The organism is Bacteroides graminisolvens, from assembly GCF_963666085.1.
GTDB classification, from domain to species: Bacteria; Bacteroidota; Bacteroidia; order Bacteroidales; family Bacteroidaceae; genus Bacteroides; species Bacteroides graminisolvens.
This window is the reverse complement of the sequence record NZ_OY762556.1, coordinates 2,639,687-2,653,890: the sequence shown is the minus strand read 5'-3', so window position 1 is coordinate 2,653,890 and position 14,204 is coordinate 2,639,687. Positions and strand designations below refer to the sequence as shown.

The 14,204-nt window shown below is 42.4% G+C and carries 11 protein-coding genes; 2 read left to right on the top strand and 9 right to left on the bottom strand.

Annotation, left to right across the window (positions count from 1 at the left end):
- Positions 1–19: 19 nt before the first annotated feature.
- The 3 genes from ACKPCE_RS11245 to ileS form a co-directional block, all read right to left on the bottom strand.
- A complete protein-coding gene (locus tag ACKPCE_RS11245) occupies positions 20–643 on the bottom strand; it encodes a lipoprotein signal peptidase (protein WP_319505253.1) in 624 nt (207 codons plus the stop codon).
- A gap of 107 nt (positions 644–750) precedes the next feature.
- A complete protein-coding gene (locus ACKPCE_RS11240) occupies positions 751–1,131 on the bottom strand; it encodes a TraR/DksA family transcriptional regulator (protein WP_024996959.1) in 381 nt (126 codons plus the stop codon).
- Positions 1,132–1,165: 34 nt separating this feature from the next.
- A complete protein-coding gene (ileS, locus tag ACKPCE_RS11235; protein WP_319505252.1) occupies positions 1,166–4,591 on the bottom strand; it encodes an isoleucine--tRNA ligase in 3,426 nt (1,141 codons plus the stop codon).
- Between the two features lie 198 nt (positions 4,592–4,789).
- Here ileS and ACKPCE_RS11230 point away from each other — a divergent pair, with 198 nt between their 5' ends.
- Positions 4,790–5,992 (top strand): MFS transporter, encoded by a 1,203-nt coding sequence (locus ACKPCE_RS11230; protein ID WP_319505251.1) that lies wholly within the window; start codon positions 4,790–4,792, stop codon positions 5,990–5,992.
- Positions 5,993–6,194: 202 nt separating this feature from the next.
- Here the strand turns inward: ACKPCE_RS11230 and ACKPCE_RS11225 are convergent, their stop codons facing one another.
- Complete coding sequence (locus ACKPCE_RS11225) at positions 6,195–6,440, bottom strand: RNA-binding regulator (RefSeq protein ID WP_024996960.1); 246 nt, start codon at positions 6,438–6,440, stop codon at positions 6,195–6,197.
- 339 nt (positions 6,441–6,779) lie between these two features.
- Positions 6,780–7,412 (bottom strand): peroxiredoxin, encoded by a 633-nt coding sequence (locus tag ACKPCE_RS11220; protein ID WP_024996961.1) that lies wholly within the window; start codon positions 7,410–7,412, stop codon positions 6,780–6,782.
- A gap of 179 nt (positions 7,413–7,591) precedes the next feature.
- On the opposite strand from ACKPCE_RS11220, the gene ACKPCE_RS11215 reads away from it, so the two are divergent.
- The gene (locus ACKPCE_RS11215) at positions 7,592–8,815 is read left to right on the top strand and encodes an alkaline phosphatase family protein (protein ID WP_319505250.1); all 1,224 of its coding nucleotides are present in this window, start codon (positions 7,592–7,594) and stop codon (positions 8,813–8,815) included.
- A gap of 87 nt (positions 8,816–8,902) precedes the next feature.
- On the opposite strand, the gene xylE is transcribed toward ACKPCE_RS11215, so the two are convergent.
- The 4 genes from xylE to ACKPCE_RS11195 form a co-directional block, all read right to left on the bottom strand.
- Entirely contained in the window at positions 8,903–10,351 is a 1,449-nt protein-coding gene (xylE, locus tag ACKPCE_RS11210; RefSeq protein ID WP_319505249.1) for a D-xylose transporter XylE, read from the bottom strand.
- A 14-nt stretch (positions 10,352–10,365) separates the two neighbouring features.
- Positions 10,366–11,682 carry a xylose isomerase gene (xylA, locus tag ACKPCE_RS11205; RefSeq protein WP_319505248.1) on the bottom strand — a complete coding sequence of 439 codons (1,317 nt, stop codon included), beginning with the start codon at positions 11,680–11,682 and terminating at the stop codon, positions 10,366–10,368.
- Positions 11,683–11,771: 89 nt separating this feature from the next.
- Positions 11,772–13,262, bottom strand: a complete 1,491-nt coding sequence (locus ACKPCE_RS11200; protein ID WP_276963803.1) for a xylulokinase — start codon at positions 13,260–13,262, stop codon at positions 11,772–11,774.
- A 53-nt stretch (positions 13,263–13,315) separates the two neighbouring features.
- A complete protein-coding gene (locus tag ACKPCE_RS11195; protein ID WP_024996965.1) occupies positions 13,316–14,047 on the bottom strand; it encodes an NUDIX hydrolase in 732 nt (243 codons plus the stop codon).
- Positions 14,048–14,204: the final 157 nt, after the last annotated feature.

Genomic DNA, 14,204 nt, shown 5'->3' with positions numbered 1-14,204 from the left:
TAATACACTTAACTATTCGTCAATTTTTGTGGTGATAACTCTCATTCCAATATTTGCTGTAAAACAAAAGCAATGCAATAATACCACAACTAATGGCTGCATCTGCAAAATTAAATATCGGACTGAAGAATATAAAATGTTGGCCACCAATAACCGGCATCCACATAGGCCAGGTTGTATCGATGATGGGAAAATAGAACATATCGACCACCTTGCCATAGAACCAGGTTGAATAACCCCCTTCAGCAGGCAAGAATGTAGCAATGGAAGAATTGGTGCTTTGGTCAAACAGAACACCGTAAAAAACGCTATCAATTATATTTCCGAGCGCACCTGTAAGTATCAACGACAAACATATTATATAACCCGTTTTGGCTCCTTTTTTTATTGTTTTATACAGATACAAAGCAATAAAGCCTACGGCAATAATACGAAAACTGGTGAGAAACAGTTTACCGAATATTTCCATACCGAAAGCCATTCCGTTGTTCTCTGTAAAGTAAATATAAAACCAATCTGTAATATGAATACTTTCATGAAAGTACATATTGGTTTTCACAATAACCTTAATAATTTGGTCAATGAGAAGCACAGAAACGATTACGAGTAATGATATCCGGCCTTTTGTTAGTATTTTTTTCATTCTTACCTGAGTAAAGAGTTGGAGCAAACACTCCATTAAACATAAAAGTGTTGAGCTATCAGCATAATTGCGGAACAGCCCAACACTTTAGCTATTACTTCACACTTTTATCTTTTTCCTTCATTTTTAGCTTCAATGCTAAGCGTAGCGTGTGGTACGGCACGAAGACGTTCGGGGGGAATCAATTTACCTGTTTCCCTGCAAATGCCATAGGTTTTGTTTTCTATGCGAACCAAAGCAGCCTGCAAACCTTGAATAAATTTCAACTGTCTTTGCGCTAACCTTGTAGTTTCCTCCTTTGACAATGTATTTGCGCCCTCTTCAAGCACCTTATATGTTGGCGAAGTATCATCCGTGTCGTTACCATCCTTGTTCATTATGCTTAGCTTCAACTGTTCATAATCACGTTGCGCCAATTCTAATTTCTCCATGATGATTGCACGAAATTCAGCTAACTCCGCATCAGAGTATCTCGTCTTTTCTGTCATAACTCTAAATAATTAAAAGGTTAGTAGTTTTTATTTATTCTTTAATTACACTTACAAACAGTGAGAAATCATCGAAGTTCAACTCCGTACCATCTTTGACCTCATCAACTAATTCTAGGGAAACCCCTAAAACCTGATTGCAAATATAACTATTATATTCATTTACCGCATCATCCGTTTCCTGATTTTTAGATAATCTGATTCTTATCTTATCGGTTATCTCAAATCCGCTCGATTTACGAATATTTTGAATCCTGTTTACCAGTTCACGGGCTATACCTTCCCGACGAAGTTCTTCCGTCACAGTCACCTCAAGAGCTACTGTCAGCTTTCCTTCGTTGGCAACCAGCCAGCCGGGTATGTCTTCGCTGATAATTTCAACATCAGCCGCTTCAATAACTGCTTCGCCATCGGTCAATGACAAAGTATACCTGCCGTTTTTCTCCAGTTCCGCAATAGCTTCTTGTGGCAACTCGCCTACTGCAGCCGCCACTGCCTTCATTTGTTTACCAAATTTAGGACCTAGCTTTTTGAAATCGCACTTCACTCTTTTCACCAGAATACCTGCCGTACCATCAACAAAATTAATTTCTTTCACATTAACCTCATTGATAATAAGAGACTTAACCGCTTCAATATGAGTTCTTTGCGCTTCATCCGAAACAGGAATCATAATGCACTGAAGTGGTTGACGAACCTTAATATTCACTTTTCTACGAAGCGCCAATACCATGGATGTTACATCCTGAGCCATTTGCATGCGTGCTTCAAGCGCCGCATCAATCAGCGAACTGTTGCACACAGGGAACTTAGCCAAATGCACAGACACAACCGCATCTCTTCCCGTTGCAGCAATCAAATCCATGTATAATTTATCGGCATAGAAAGGTGCAATAGGCGCCATTAGTTTGGCAACTGTTTCCAAACAAGTGTAAAGCGTTTGGTAAGCAGAAAGTTTATCTTGCGAGTAGCCGCCTCCCCAGAAACGTTTACGGTTGAGACGCACGTACCAGTTTGATAAATTATCGTTTACAAAATCAGAAATCAATCGTCCGGCTTTGGTGGGTTCATAATCGTTGTAACAGCTATCCACCTCTTTCACTAATGAGTTGAGTACGGAAAGAATCCAGCGGTCAATTTCCGGACGTTCAGCCACGGGAACATCTGCCTCTTTGTATTCAAAACCATCCACATTGGCATACAGTGCAAAGAACGAATACGTATTGTATAACGTACCGAAGAACTTACGGCGCACCTCTTCTATTCCTTCCACATCGAATTTTAGGTTGTCCCATGGAGAAGAATTGGTTATCATGTACCAACGCAAGGGGTCGGATCCGTATTTCTCGATTGTGCTAAAGGGGTCAACGGCATTGCCTAGTCTTTTCGACATTTTATTACCGTTTTTATCGAGCACCAATCCGTTCGAGATAACAGCTTTGTAAGACACACTATCAAACACCATCGTAGCGATAGCATGCAATGTAAAGAACCAACCGCGAGTTTGGTCAACACCTTCGGCAATAAAATCGGCTGGATACACCTGGTTGGTGTCCAGTAATTCTTTGTTTTCAAACGGATAATGAATTTGCGCGTAAGGCATAGCACCCGAATCAAACCACACGTCAATCAAATCGAGTTCGCGTTTCATCGGTTTACCCTCTTTGGAAACCAGAATAATATCGTCAACGTACGGACGGTGCAGGTCAATCTTTTCGTAATTATCCTGATTGTATTCGCCCGGAACAAATCCTTTTTCTTTGTAAGGGTTCGAAGCCATCAGTCCGGCAGCTACCGATTTTTCTATTTCGTTATAGAGTTCCTCTACCGATTCAATGCATATTTCCTCACTATTATCCTCCGTTCTCCAGATAGGCAACGGTGTGCCCCAGTAGCGCGAGCGACTAAGGTTCCAGTCATTGAGGTTTTCAAGCCATTTGCCGAAACGGCCTGTTCCCGTCGATTCCGGTTTCCAGTTAATGGTTTTGTTCAGTTCCATCATACGCTCTTTGCAAGCGGTAGAACGGATGAACCAACTGTCGAGCGGATAATAAAGCACCGGCTTGTCTGTTCTCCAGCAATGCGGATAGTTGTGCACATGCTTCTCTATCTTGAACGCCTTGTTAGACGCCTTCATCATCATGCAAATGGAAACATCCAATGATTCATCTTTTTCCGTCAACGTAGGGTCATAGGCATTCTTCACAAACCGACCGGCATATTCTTTATATAGTTCGACGTTAACGCTCTGATTTACAAAGGATTCGTCCAGCTCATCTAAAGTATAGAATTTACCTGTCAGATCAACCATCGGACGCAATTCACCCTTCTTATTAATCAGTTGCAAAGGAGGAACACCCGCATTTTTTGCCACCAAGGCATCGTCGGCACCAAACGTAGGCGCAATGTGAACAATACCCGTACCGTCTTCCGTTGTTACGTAATCGCCCGGAATAACACGGAACGCACCTTCGCCCGGATTGACCCAGGGAATAAGCTGCTCATATTCCATGCCCACCAAATCGGTTCCTTTGTATTCGGCCACCACTTTAAACGGCACCAACTTATCACCCGGTTTGTAATCTTCCAAAGCTATTTCAGCTGCTTTCGGATTAAAATGAGTATTCAGCAATGCCTTCGCCAACACAACCGTAATAGGCTCGCCGGTGTACGCATTGTAAGACTGAACGGCTACGTAGTCAATTTTGGGCCCCACACAAAGCGCTGTGTTTGAGGGCAATGTCCACGGTGTGGTAGTCCACGCAATAAAATAAGGAGTACCCCATGCCGACATTTCGGGCTTGGGATTCTTCATCAGGAACTGTGCAACCACCGTCGTATCTTTCACATCACGGTAGCAGCCCGGCTGATTCAGCTCGTGTGAGCTCAACCCTGTTCCGGCAGCCGGAGAATAAGGCTGAATGGTATATCCTTTGTAAAGTAATCCTTTTTTATACAGTTGTTTCAGCAGCCACCACAGAGTTTCAATGTAGCGGTTATCATACGTAATGTAGGGATCGTTCATATCGACCCAATACCCCATCTTGAGCGTAAGGTCCTCCCACTCTTTGGTGAATTTCATCACATCTTTGCGGCAAGCTGCATTGTATTCGGCAACAGTGATTTTCTTACCAATATCTTCTTTGGTAATGCCCAGCGCTTTCTCTACTCCCAGTTCCACCGGTAGTCCATGCGTATCCCATCCGGCCTTACGCTTTACCTGAAAACCTTTCATCGTTTTGTAACGGCAGAAAATATCTTTGATGGAACGTGCCATTACATGGTGAATACCCGGCATACCATTGGCCGAGGGAGGTCCTTCAAAAAACACAAATGAGGGACACCCTTCACGTTCTGTCATACTTTTGGCGAAAACACTGTTTTCATCCCATTTTTTAAGTACCTCTTTGTTCACCTCAGAAAGGTCGAACTGAGAATGTTCAGCAAATCTTTTACTCATCACTGTATATTCTAAATTTTAACTATTCAAATTTATAAGGGTGCAAATTTACAAAAACATTAGTAAGAGAGAAAGCATTTGCCCTCAAAAAGCGATGCATAATGACAATATTTGCATGAAAACGGCTAGCATTAAAATCGTTATACTAGAAATTTAGTGTAACTTTGCAGCCTTTTAAAGGTAAATAAGATAAAGCACATGAACCAATTTAATTCGAAAGCGGCCGGGGGAACTACCTTTAGCATCCTCATAGCGCTAAGCATTGCGCATTTATTAAACGACACGCTACAATCTGTCATTTCAGCTATTTACCCATTATTAAAAGATAGCTTATCTCTCAGCTTTGCGCAAATAGGGCTCATCACGCTGGTTTATCAGATTTCGGCCTCGGTTTTTCAACCGTTGGTGGGCATCTATCTCGACAAAAAACCGAACCCGTGGTTTTTACCCATCGGCATGAGCTTCACGCTGGCAGGATTGCTTTTCCTGGCTTTCGCCACTACCCTCCCACAGGTTTTTTTATCGGTGTTTCTGGTGGGTGTCGGTTCGTCTATTTTACACCCCGAAGCTTCACGGCTTACTTCGCTAGCATCGGGTGGTAAACGCGGATTAGCGCAATCTTTGTTTCAAGTAGGTGGCAATTTAGGCGGATCGATGGGGCCGTTATTAGCTGCGCTGATCATTGCTCCTTACGGACAGCAGCACATTGCTTTGTTTGCTGTGCTGGCAGTAATTGCTATTCTAGCAATGATTCCCATTTGCAAATGGTATAGAAGAGTGCTGCAAATTGCCGGACAACGAGGACGCAAGCAGGTAGCAGCTGTCAAAGGGCCGTTGTCACGCAACAAAACGATTTTTTCACTACTCATTCTGCTCATACTAATTTTCTCTAAATACATCTACATGGCCAGTCTCACCAACTTCTATACCTTTTACCTGATGCATAAATTTGGTGTTTCCATCCAGAACTCTCAATTTTACTTGTTTGCCTTTCTTTTTGCAGCTGCGCTGGGAACATTGTTGGGTGGGCCCATAGGCGACCGCGTGGGACGTAAATACGTCATTTGGGTATCTATCTTAGGGGTAGCTCCTTTTACGTTGTTGATGCCTCATGCCAATTTGTTTTGGACTTGCATTTTAAGTATTTGCATCGGGTTGATTCTTTCATCGGCTTTTTCGGCCATACTGGTTTATGCGCAAGAACTATTGCCGGCCAAACTGGGACTTATTTCGGGACTGTTTTTCGGACTGGCATTCGGCATTGCAGGTGTAGCTTCGGCTATTTTGGGTAATATGGCCGATAGCAAAGGAATTGAATATGTTTATGAGATATGTGCCTACATGCCTTTGTTAGGATTGGTTACTTACTTTTTACCGAATCTAAAGAAATCTGACCGATAAAAACAAACAGCACGCTTCATTTTACCACGCTGTGCTCAACGCAGCTGTTCACTGCGCACAAGATATTTGTTTTCTACGCACAAAAGAATTCATCTTTGTGCACAACTCTCAAAGGCTTTGTGGCAAGGCTATTTAAAGGCACAAAAAAAGGATACATCATGTGATGCATCCTTTTTTATAAGTAAGATTTATTTTAAAAGAATTACTTGCGTGGCAAGGCTTCTTTAACTACCATCTGACGACCTTCGTATTCAGCTCCGTTAAGTTCTTTGATAACCTGACCAGCTTCAGTGCTGTCTGGCATTTCAACGAATGCAAAGCCTTTTGATTTTTTAGTGTCACGGTCAACGATTAATTTAACAGAATCAACTGTACCGTATTCTTCAATAACCTGTCTCAAATCTGCTTCCCTAACGCGATAGCTTAGGTTTCCAACATAAATGTTCATAAAAATAAAAAATAAAAATTGATAAATAAAATAATAAAACAACGGAAGTTTGAGATAGATCTGTATTCAACTAAAAAGAGAAGAAAAAAGAACAAATACGAAACGATCAATTGTTTACGGCTACAAAGTAAGGCATTTATTTTGAATAAACACCTATATAACTGTGTTTTTTTTCATTATGCGCATCAAATAATAAGATTTGAGCGAAAATTTGAAATAAAAATGAAATAAAAAAAGCAAAGAATGCATCAAATCTTCAAAAAAATGAAGGTATGCGCATTCTTTGCAATAATAAAAGCACTTATTTATGTTGTTCGGCCCAACGGCCTACAGTGAATTTTAGTGCTTGCTCAAGTAACTGGCAACACCATCTTCGGTTGCCTTAAGAGCATCTTTGCCTTTTGACCAGTTAGCCGGACAAACTTCGCCAAATTCTTCAAAGTGTTGCAAGGCGTCTACCACACGAATGGCTTCGTCCACACTACGTCCGAGTGGCAAATCGTTAATAACTGAATGGCGAACCACTCCTTCTTTATCAATCAGGAACAATCCACGGTACGCAACGGGGGTACCTTCACAAACCCAATTGCCATTTTCATCGGGTGCGTAAGAACCTGCCAAAACGCCGAAGCTTTCAGAAATTGATTTGGAAAGGTCGGCTACGATCGGATAAGTCACACCCTGAATACCGCCTTGGTTTTTAGGTGTGTTTAACCATGCAAAATGTGAATGCTGTGAATCGACTGAACAGCCAACTACTGCCACATTTCTTTTTTCAAATTCGGCCAGTTTTTCCTGAAAAGCGTGGAGTTCCGTGGGACAAACAAATGTAAAGTCCATCGGATAGAAGAAAAATACCACGTATTTGTTACCTTTGTATTGTTCCAAAGAAAAGTTATCGACTATTTCGTGTCCGTTAACTACTGCTGCAGCACTAAATTTAGGTGCTTGTTTTCCAATTAATGATCTCATAATGTATTTTGTTTTTAGAAGTTGTTTAATCCTTTTTCTGAGAGCAAAACTACGGTAATCTGCAGAGGTGGCAAAAAAAATACAATGGATAAAATCTATGGACTTATAGATGAAATCTATCAGAGGAAACAATTACTTTTGCACATCCGTTCGTAGTCACTAAACAGAAAGTATGTAAAATGAAAAAGTTCGTCAGTTTATTCGTTCTAATTCTGCTATCCGCATCAGCGTGGTGCCAATCGCATCCTAACTACACCATTATCGTATCGCTCGATGGTTTTCGCTGGGATTACCCTACCTTGTATAGCACTCCCCATTTAGACCAGATAGCCGCCAGAGGTTCGTCGGCCACCATGCTTCCCTCCTATCCGGCTTCCACTTTTCCGAACCATTACACGCTGGCTACCGGACTGGTTCCTGATCATCATGGCATAGTAAACAATACATTTTGGGATACGCAGAACAACCGGCAATATTCCATGAATAATCCGGAAACACGTTTTAATCCGGCGTATTATTTGGGCGAACCGATATGGGTTACGGCACAAAAGCAGGGTGTTAAAACGGCCAATATGTATTGGGTGGCAGCCGATATACCCATCAAAAACACATTTCCTACTTATCAGAAATTGTTCAGGCAGAAGCCGCAGCTAACGTTCGAAGAACGTATTGATACTGTTATTTCGTGGTTACGCATGCCCGAAGAGGCACGCCCGCAACTCGTCATGCTTTATTTTGAAGAGCCCGACGGCACAGGGCATCACTTCGGTCCGCGAAGCCTGGAAACAAAAAGAAAAGTTGAATACCTGGATAGTTTGGTGGGTGTGCTGATGCACAAGATCAGTCGGTTACCTATAGCGGACAGGATCAATTTAATTGTAACTTCGGACCACGGGATGACTGAAATCAGCGACGAGCGTGTGGTCAACATGCACCCATATCTCAAACCGGAATGGTGCCGGGTTATTGATGGTAAAACGCCAACATCGGTATTTACAAAGCCCGAATTCAGGGATTCGGTGTACAATTCACTAAAAAATGTGCCTCACATTCATGTGTGGAAAAAGGAAGAAATACCCGCCGAACTGCATTATGGCAGCAGTGACCGGATTGGCGACATAGTCATTGCACCTGCAACCGGATGGCAGTTTGCCGAGAAAGGATCCGGACTAAAAGGGGCGCACGGTTATTTCCCTCAGGAGCCCGACATGCAGGTTATTTTCAGAGCATACGGACCCGATTTCAAAGAGGGATATCGCTCCAAAGGGTTTGTCAACGTTGACATCTACCCGTTGCTATGTTATCTGCTGCATGTGAAACCTGCAAAGAATGATGGTCAACCGGCACGAATAGCCGATTTAATAAATCAGACCAGCAGGGATGCCAATCCCATTCTCCCTTAAGCCGGCCTACCAACATCACAAGTTGTTGCAAACATAAACTAAAAAATCACCCCCGCTACAACGATCTGTGGCGGGGGTGATTTCGATTTATTTTTTCCAAAGCTGACTCATATCTTCCAGAGTTTTACCCTTCGTTTCGGGCACCCAGCGCCATACAAATAGAGCAGCAAGAATGCAAATGGAGCCGTAAAGGCTATATGCAAACACCGGACTAAAATCATACAGTGCAGGGAAAGTAGATGATATGATGTAATTAAACACCCATTGGAAAGCCACCGCAATTGCTACCGCTTTACCACGGATCGTGTTGGGGAATATCTCGGAAATGAGTACCCAGCAGATAGGACCCCATGACATCATGAAGAATGCTGCGTAAACGATAATGGAGAATACGGGAAGAACTCCTTTCACATCCATGCCATCGCACAAAGCAACCGCAAAAGCTCCTAAAGCCATACCAATAGAACCGATAATGAGCAAAGGTTTGCGTCCAAAACGGTCCACAGTAAAGATGGCAACCAGCGTAAAGATGATGTTAACCACACCCATCAGCACGGTTTGCATCATACCTCCTCCTTCAGCTCCGGCACTTTCAAATATACGCGGTGCATAATAAAGTACCGCATTAATACCGATGGCCTGCTGAAATACGGAAAGCATAATACCTATTACAATAACAGTTACCCCGTATGTGAACAGTTTTTCAGTCTTCTCGTGAGCCGTTGCTTTAATATCAGCCAAGATTTGTTTTGCCTGAATGGTACCATTCACTTTTTCGAGAATAGAGAAAGCCTTGTCTTCCTGCCGTACCATTACCAGGTAACGAGGAGTTTTAGGAACAAAAAACAAGAGCAATCCAAACAAACCGGCCGGGAAAGCCTCTGAGCCGAACATATACCTCCAGCCTTCGGTTACACTCCACATGTCCGATGCACTATTCACCGTCAGCATACCCGTTGCAGGATCCTTGTCCAAAATAGGATTTTCGTGACCTCCCAAAATGAGATAATTCACGAAATACACCACCAACATACCAAAAATAATGGCAAACTGGTTACATGACACCAAGGTTCCACGGATGTTTGACGGTGCAATTTCGGCAATGTACATAGGACATACAGCCGAAGCCAGTCCGACGCCAATACCACCCAACACACGGTACAAGTTAAAAGCGATCAACAAGTCCATGTTTGGTTTCCCGTATTCAAAAAACAAGAATTCGGGATAATAAGAGCCTAATGCCGATAGGAAGAACAGAATGGCAGCCAGTCGCAAAGAGTTTCTACGCCCCAGGCGTGAAGCGAAAACACCAGACATGGCACCTCCCAGAACGCAACCAATCAAAGCACTCGATGAAGTAATGCCATGCATCACCTTATCATACTGAAAATCCGGTGCCATTAAAAAGAAAGCTTCAAGCCCTTTTTCTGCACCGGAAATCACTGCTGTATCATAACCAAACAGTAGCCCTCCGAGGATGGCTACTGTTGTGATTGAATAAAGATAGAGTTTACTACCGTTATTTGTATTATTCATAGTATATGGATTTCTTAACAATACATGTTCAGAATCGCCTCGTACAATTCTTGTTTTCCACTAGTTTGTTTCGGCTCACCGTTTGCTTTCGCATAAGCAACCAAGTCTTCTAGTGCCAACTTGCCTTCTTCAAATTCTTTACCTTTACCGGCATCGAATGAAGCGTAACGTTCTGCAAACATTTTATTGTAAGGAGATTCGTTAAGCAATGCAGCGGCATTTTCCAAAGCACGTGCCATGGCATCCATACCTGCAATGTGAGCAATGAAGATATCTTCCAGATCGGTTGAGTTACGACGAGTCTTAGCGTCAAAGTTAGTACCGCCATTACCCAAACCACCGTTGCGGATGATCTGCATCATTGCCTGAACCAATTCGTATTGGTCAATGGGGAACTGGTCAGTATCCCAGCCGTTTTGATAGTCACCACGGTTAGCATCGATTGAACCCAACATGCCATTGTCAACAGCAACTGCCAATTCGTGCTCAAAAGTATGACCGGCCAACGTAGCATGATTCACCTCAATGTTCACTTTGAAATCTTTTTCAAGACCGTGAGCTTTCAAGAAACCAATTACAGTTTCAGTATCAACGTCATATTGATGTTTGCTAGGCTCCATTGGTTTAGGTTCAATCAAGAAAGTACCCTGGAAACCTTTAGAACGAGCATAGTCACGAGCCATAGTCAACATTTTAGCCAAATGTTCTTTTTCGCGCTTCTGGTCAGTGTTCAACAGAGACATATAACCTTCTCTACCTCCCCAGAATACGTAGTTTGAACCACCTAGTTCAATAGTAGCATCGATCGCATTTTTAATTTGAACAGCAGCACGAGCCACTACATCAAAATCAGGGTTAGTAGCTGCACCATTCATGTAGCGAGCATTGCTGAACACGTTGGCAGTACCCCACAACAGTTTAATACCAGTTTCTTGTTGCTTTTGTTTTGCATAAGCAACGATAGCCTTCAAATTAGCTTCGTATTCTTCAATAGAAGCACCTTCGTCAACCAAGTCAATATCGTGGAAACAGTAATATTCAATACCTATTTTCTGCATGAATTCGAAACCTGCATCCATTTTATCTTTTGCAGCCTGCAATTTATCAGCATTACCGTTCCATGCAAACTGTTTTGTTCCGCCACCAAATTGATCGCCACCTTCAGCGCAAAGTGTGTGCCACCATGCCATTGAGAATTTGAACCAATCTTTCATTTTCTTTCCATTAATTTCCTTTTCAGGATCGTAATAACGGAATGCCATCGGGTTTTTGCTCTCTTTTCCTTCAAATTTAATTTTTCCTATTCCGGGAAAAAACTCTTTTGTTGCCATAATTTTTAGGGTTTTAAAGTGTAAGCAGCACATGCCAATTAGTGAATATGCTGCTTTTCACTTGTTATTAAATTAAGTTAGTTAATTATTTATTTGCTCATTGATTTCTCTAAACGATACTTCCACTTGGCATAAGCATCAGCGTATTCCTGGCGTTTAGCAACGTTTGGTTCAATTACATCCAGCTTTTCGAGTGTAGCAAAAGCTTCGTTGTTATCTTTATAAATTCCTGCACCGATACCGGCTCCCTTGGCTGCTCCCACTGATCCGTCTGTGTCATACAGCTCGATAACGGCTCCGGTTACTCCGGCCAATGTGTCGCGGAAGATAGAACTCAGGAACATATTGGCATGACCGGCATGTATCTTCTTCACTGGTATACCCATCTGCTCCATAATATCAATACCGTATTTGAATGAGAACACGATGCCTTCTTGCGCAGCACGAATAATGTGATGCTTACCGTGCGTGTTAAAGTTCACACCACGGATGCTACAACCTATTTCTTTATTATTAAGCATTCTTTCGGCACCGTTTCCAAAAGGAAGAATGCTGATGCCCGCACTACCGATAGGTGCTTTGGAAGCCAGCACATTCATTTCGTTATACGAAATTCCTTCGGGAGCAATATTGCGCTTAACCCATGAGTTCAAAATTCCTGTTCCGTTGATGCAAAGCAGCACACCCAAACGGGTTTGCTCATCACTGTGGTTCACGTGGGCAAATGTATTCACACGCGACTGCGGATCGTAATTTACCTCGCCGTTTACTCCGTAAACCACACCCGAAGTTCCTGCTGTTGAAGCAATTTCTCCCGGGTTAAATACGTTCAGCGAAAGCGCATTGTTGGGCTGATCACCGGCACGATAAGTAATAGGTGTTCCTTCTTTCAATCCTAATTCCTTGGCCGCAGCAGCATTGACACGTCCCTGCTCAGAGAAGGTTGGTTTTATGTCGGCTATCAGCGAAGCATCGAATCCGTAATATTTCATCAGGAAGTCTGCCACAGAATTTGTTTTGAAATCCCAAAACATACCTTCGGACAAGCCCGAAACGGTGGTGCAAATTTCACCGCTCAACTTCATGGCAATGTAATCTCCCGGAAGCATTATTTTGTAAATGCGTGCATAAAGTTCGGGTTCATGTTCTTTAATCCATGCCAATTTAGAAGCGGTAAAGTTACCGGGAGAGTTCAACAAGTGCGACAAGCATTGTTCTTCGCCCAGCGTTTCAAACGCTTTTTGACCGTAAGGCACTGCACGTGAGTCGCACCAAATGATGGAAGGTCTCAACACGTGTTGATCTTTGTCAACACAAACCAATCCGTGCATCTGATAAGATATACCGATGGCCTTTATTTCAGCGGCACTAACGCCGGATTCGGTCATAATGGCTTGTGTAGACAGCTTGAGGTTTTCCCACCAGCTCTCGGGGTCTTGTTCTGCCCATCCGGGATTAACAGCTATGATGTTTGCTTCCGTTTTGGGGAAGAAAGCCGACGAAACACATTTTCCGGTTTCGGCATTAACCAAGCTCGCCTTAACAGATGAGCTACCAATATCGTACCCTAGTAAAAACATAAACTTATTTTTTAGTATTAGAAACTTTCATTAATCGATTCAACTGGATGATGTTATCTTCTGATCTTGTTATATATCTTTTTATCGAACTTGTAATAGCGTGCTGCGCGATGCGCCACCCCTTTCTGACGTTCTTCCAAAGGCACAACGTATTCCATCATAGCTATTTTCTTATGAAAGTTGCGCACATCAAGTTCTTTATCATAAATAAGTTCAAAAAGAATGCGAAGCTGGGCTGCGGTAAACTTGCGCGGAAGCAAGTCGAATACGATAGAGGGATTGAACTCTACCACCTGGCGAATGGAAACCAATGCTTCCTTAATAATAAGGTTATGGTCAAAAGCCAATGTTTTGACTTCATTCAATGCTACCCAACAGGCTTGGTAATCTTCCAGAGACTGACTCAGCGTTCGGTCTATTTTCACCATAGCCATGTAGGCCACGGTAACAATTCGCTCAACTTTCATTTTGGTGGCTCTTTCAAGCCAACGAACATCTTTGGGGTTGCTCGTGCGGTTTTTGGAACCAAACGTTTTAAACTGTATCAAATTCACAGATTTTACGCCGGTCAATTCATTCAACACGCGTTGAGCCGCTTCATCAAGATCTTCATCCATATAAATAAGGCTTCCGGGCAATTTCATGTCGTTGTATATATCGCCCGCTTCTTCGCCTACCCTTTTAACCAGAAGCACCTTGAGTTGCTCACCGTCAAAACCAATCACCACACAGTCAACTGATATGTGATTATTCGCCAAAAGAGTTTCATTGAGTATGTTTTGCATAATACTTATCTTAATTTGCCGTGCAAATATAGATGCTTTTTTCATTTCTACAAGCATAAAAACAAGATAATTAATGATGCTATAAAACATTATTTATCAGGCAAATACATATCTTACAACTTACAATATGATGCTTTTGTCTTATCTTCCAAAAAAC

What these genes read in the sequence shown, in the direction of transcription:
- ACKPCE_RS11200 (WP_276963803.1), bottom strand. Translation starts at nt 13,262, where the DNA reads ATGTTTTTACTAGGGTACGATATTGGTAGCTCATCTGTTAAGGCGAGC.
- xylE (WP_319505249.1), bottom strand. Translation starts at nt 10,351, where the DNA reads ATGAATAATACAAATAACGGTAGTAAACTCTATCTTTATTCAATCACA.
- ACKPCE_RS11230 (WP_319505251.1), top strand. Translation starts at nt 4,790, where the DNA reads ATGAACCAATTTAATTCGAAAGCGGCCGGGGGAACTACCTTTAGCATC.
- ACKPCE_RS11215 (WP_319505250.1), top strand. Translation starts at nt 7,592, where the DNA reads ATGAAAAAGTTCGTCAGTTTATTCGTTCTAATTCTGCTATCCGCATCA.
- ACKPCE_RS11245 (WP_319505253.1), bottom strand. Translation starts at nt 643, where the DNA reads ATGAAAAAAATACTAACAAAAGGCCGGATATCATTACTCGTAATCGTT.
- ACKPCE_RS11195 (WP_024996965.1), bottom strand. Translation starts at nt 14,047, where the DNA reads ATGCAAAACATACTCAATGAAACTCTTTTGGCGAATAATCACATATCA.
- ileS (WP_319505252.1), bottom strand. Translation starts at nt 4,591, where the DNA reads ATGAGTAAAAGATTTGCTGAACATTCTCAGTTCGACCTTTCTGAGGTG.
- ACKPCE_RS11240 (WP_024996959.1), bottom strand. Translation starts at nt 1,131, where the DNA reads ATGACAGAAAAGACGAGATACTCTGATGCGGAGTTAGCTGAATTTCGT.
- xylA (WP_319505248.1), bottom strand. Translation starts at nt 11,682, where the DNA reads ATGGCAACAAAAGAGTTTTTTCCCGGAATAGGAAAAATTAAATTTGAA.
- ACKPCE_RS11220 (WP_024996961.1), bottom strand. Translation starts at nt 7,412, where the DNA reads ATGAGATCATTAATTGGAAAACAAGCACCTAAATTTAGTGCTGCAGCA.
- ACKPCE_RS11225 (WP_024996960.1), bottom strand. Translation starts at nt 6,440, where the DNA reads ATGAACATTTATGTTGGAAACCTAAGCTATCGCGTTAGGGAAGCAGAT.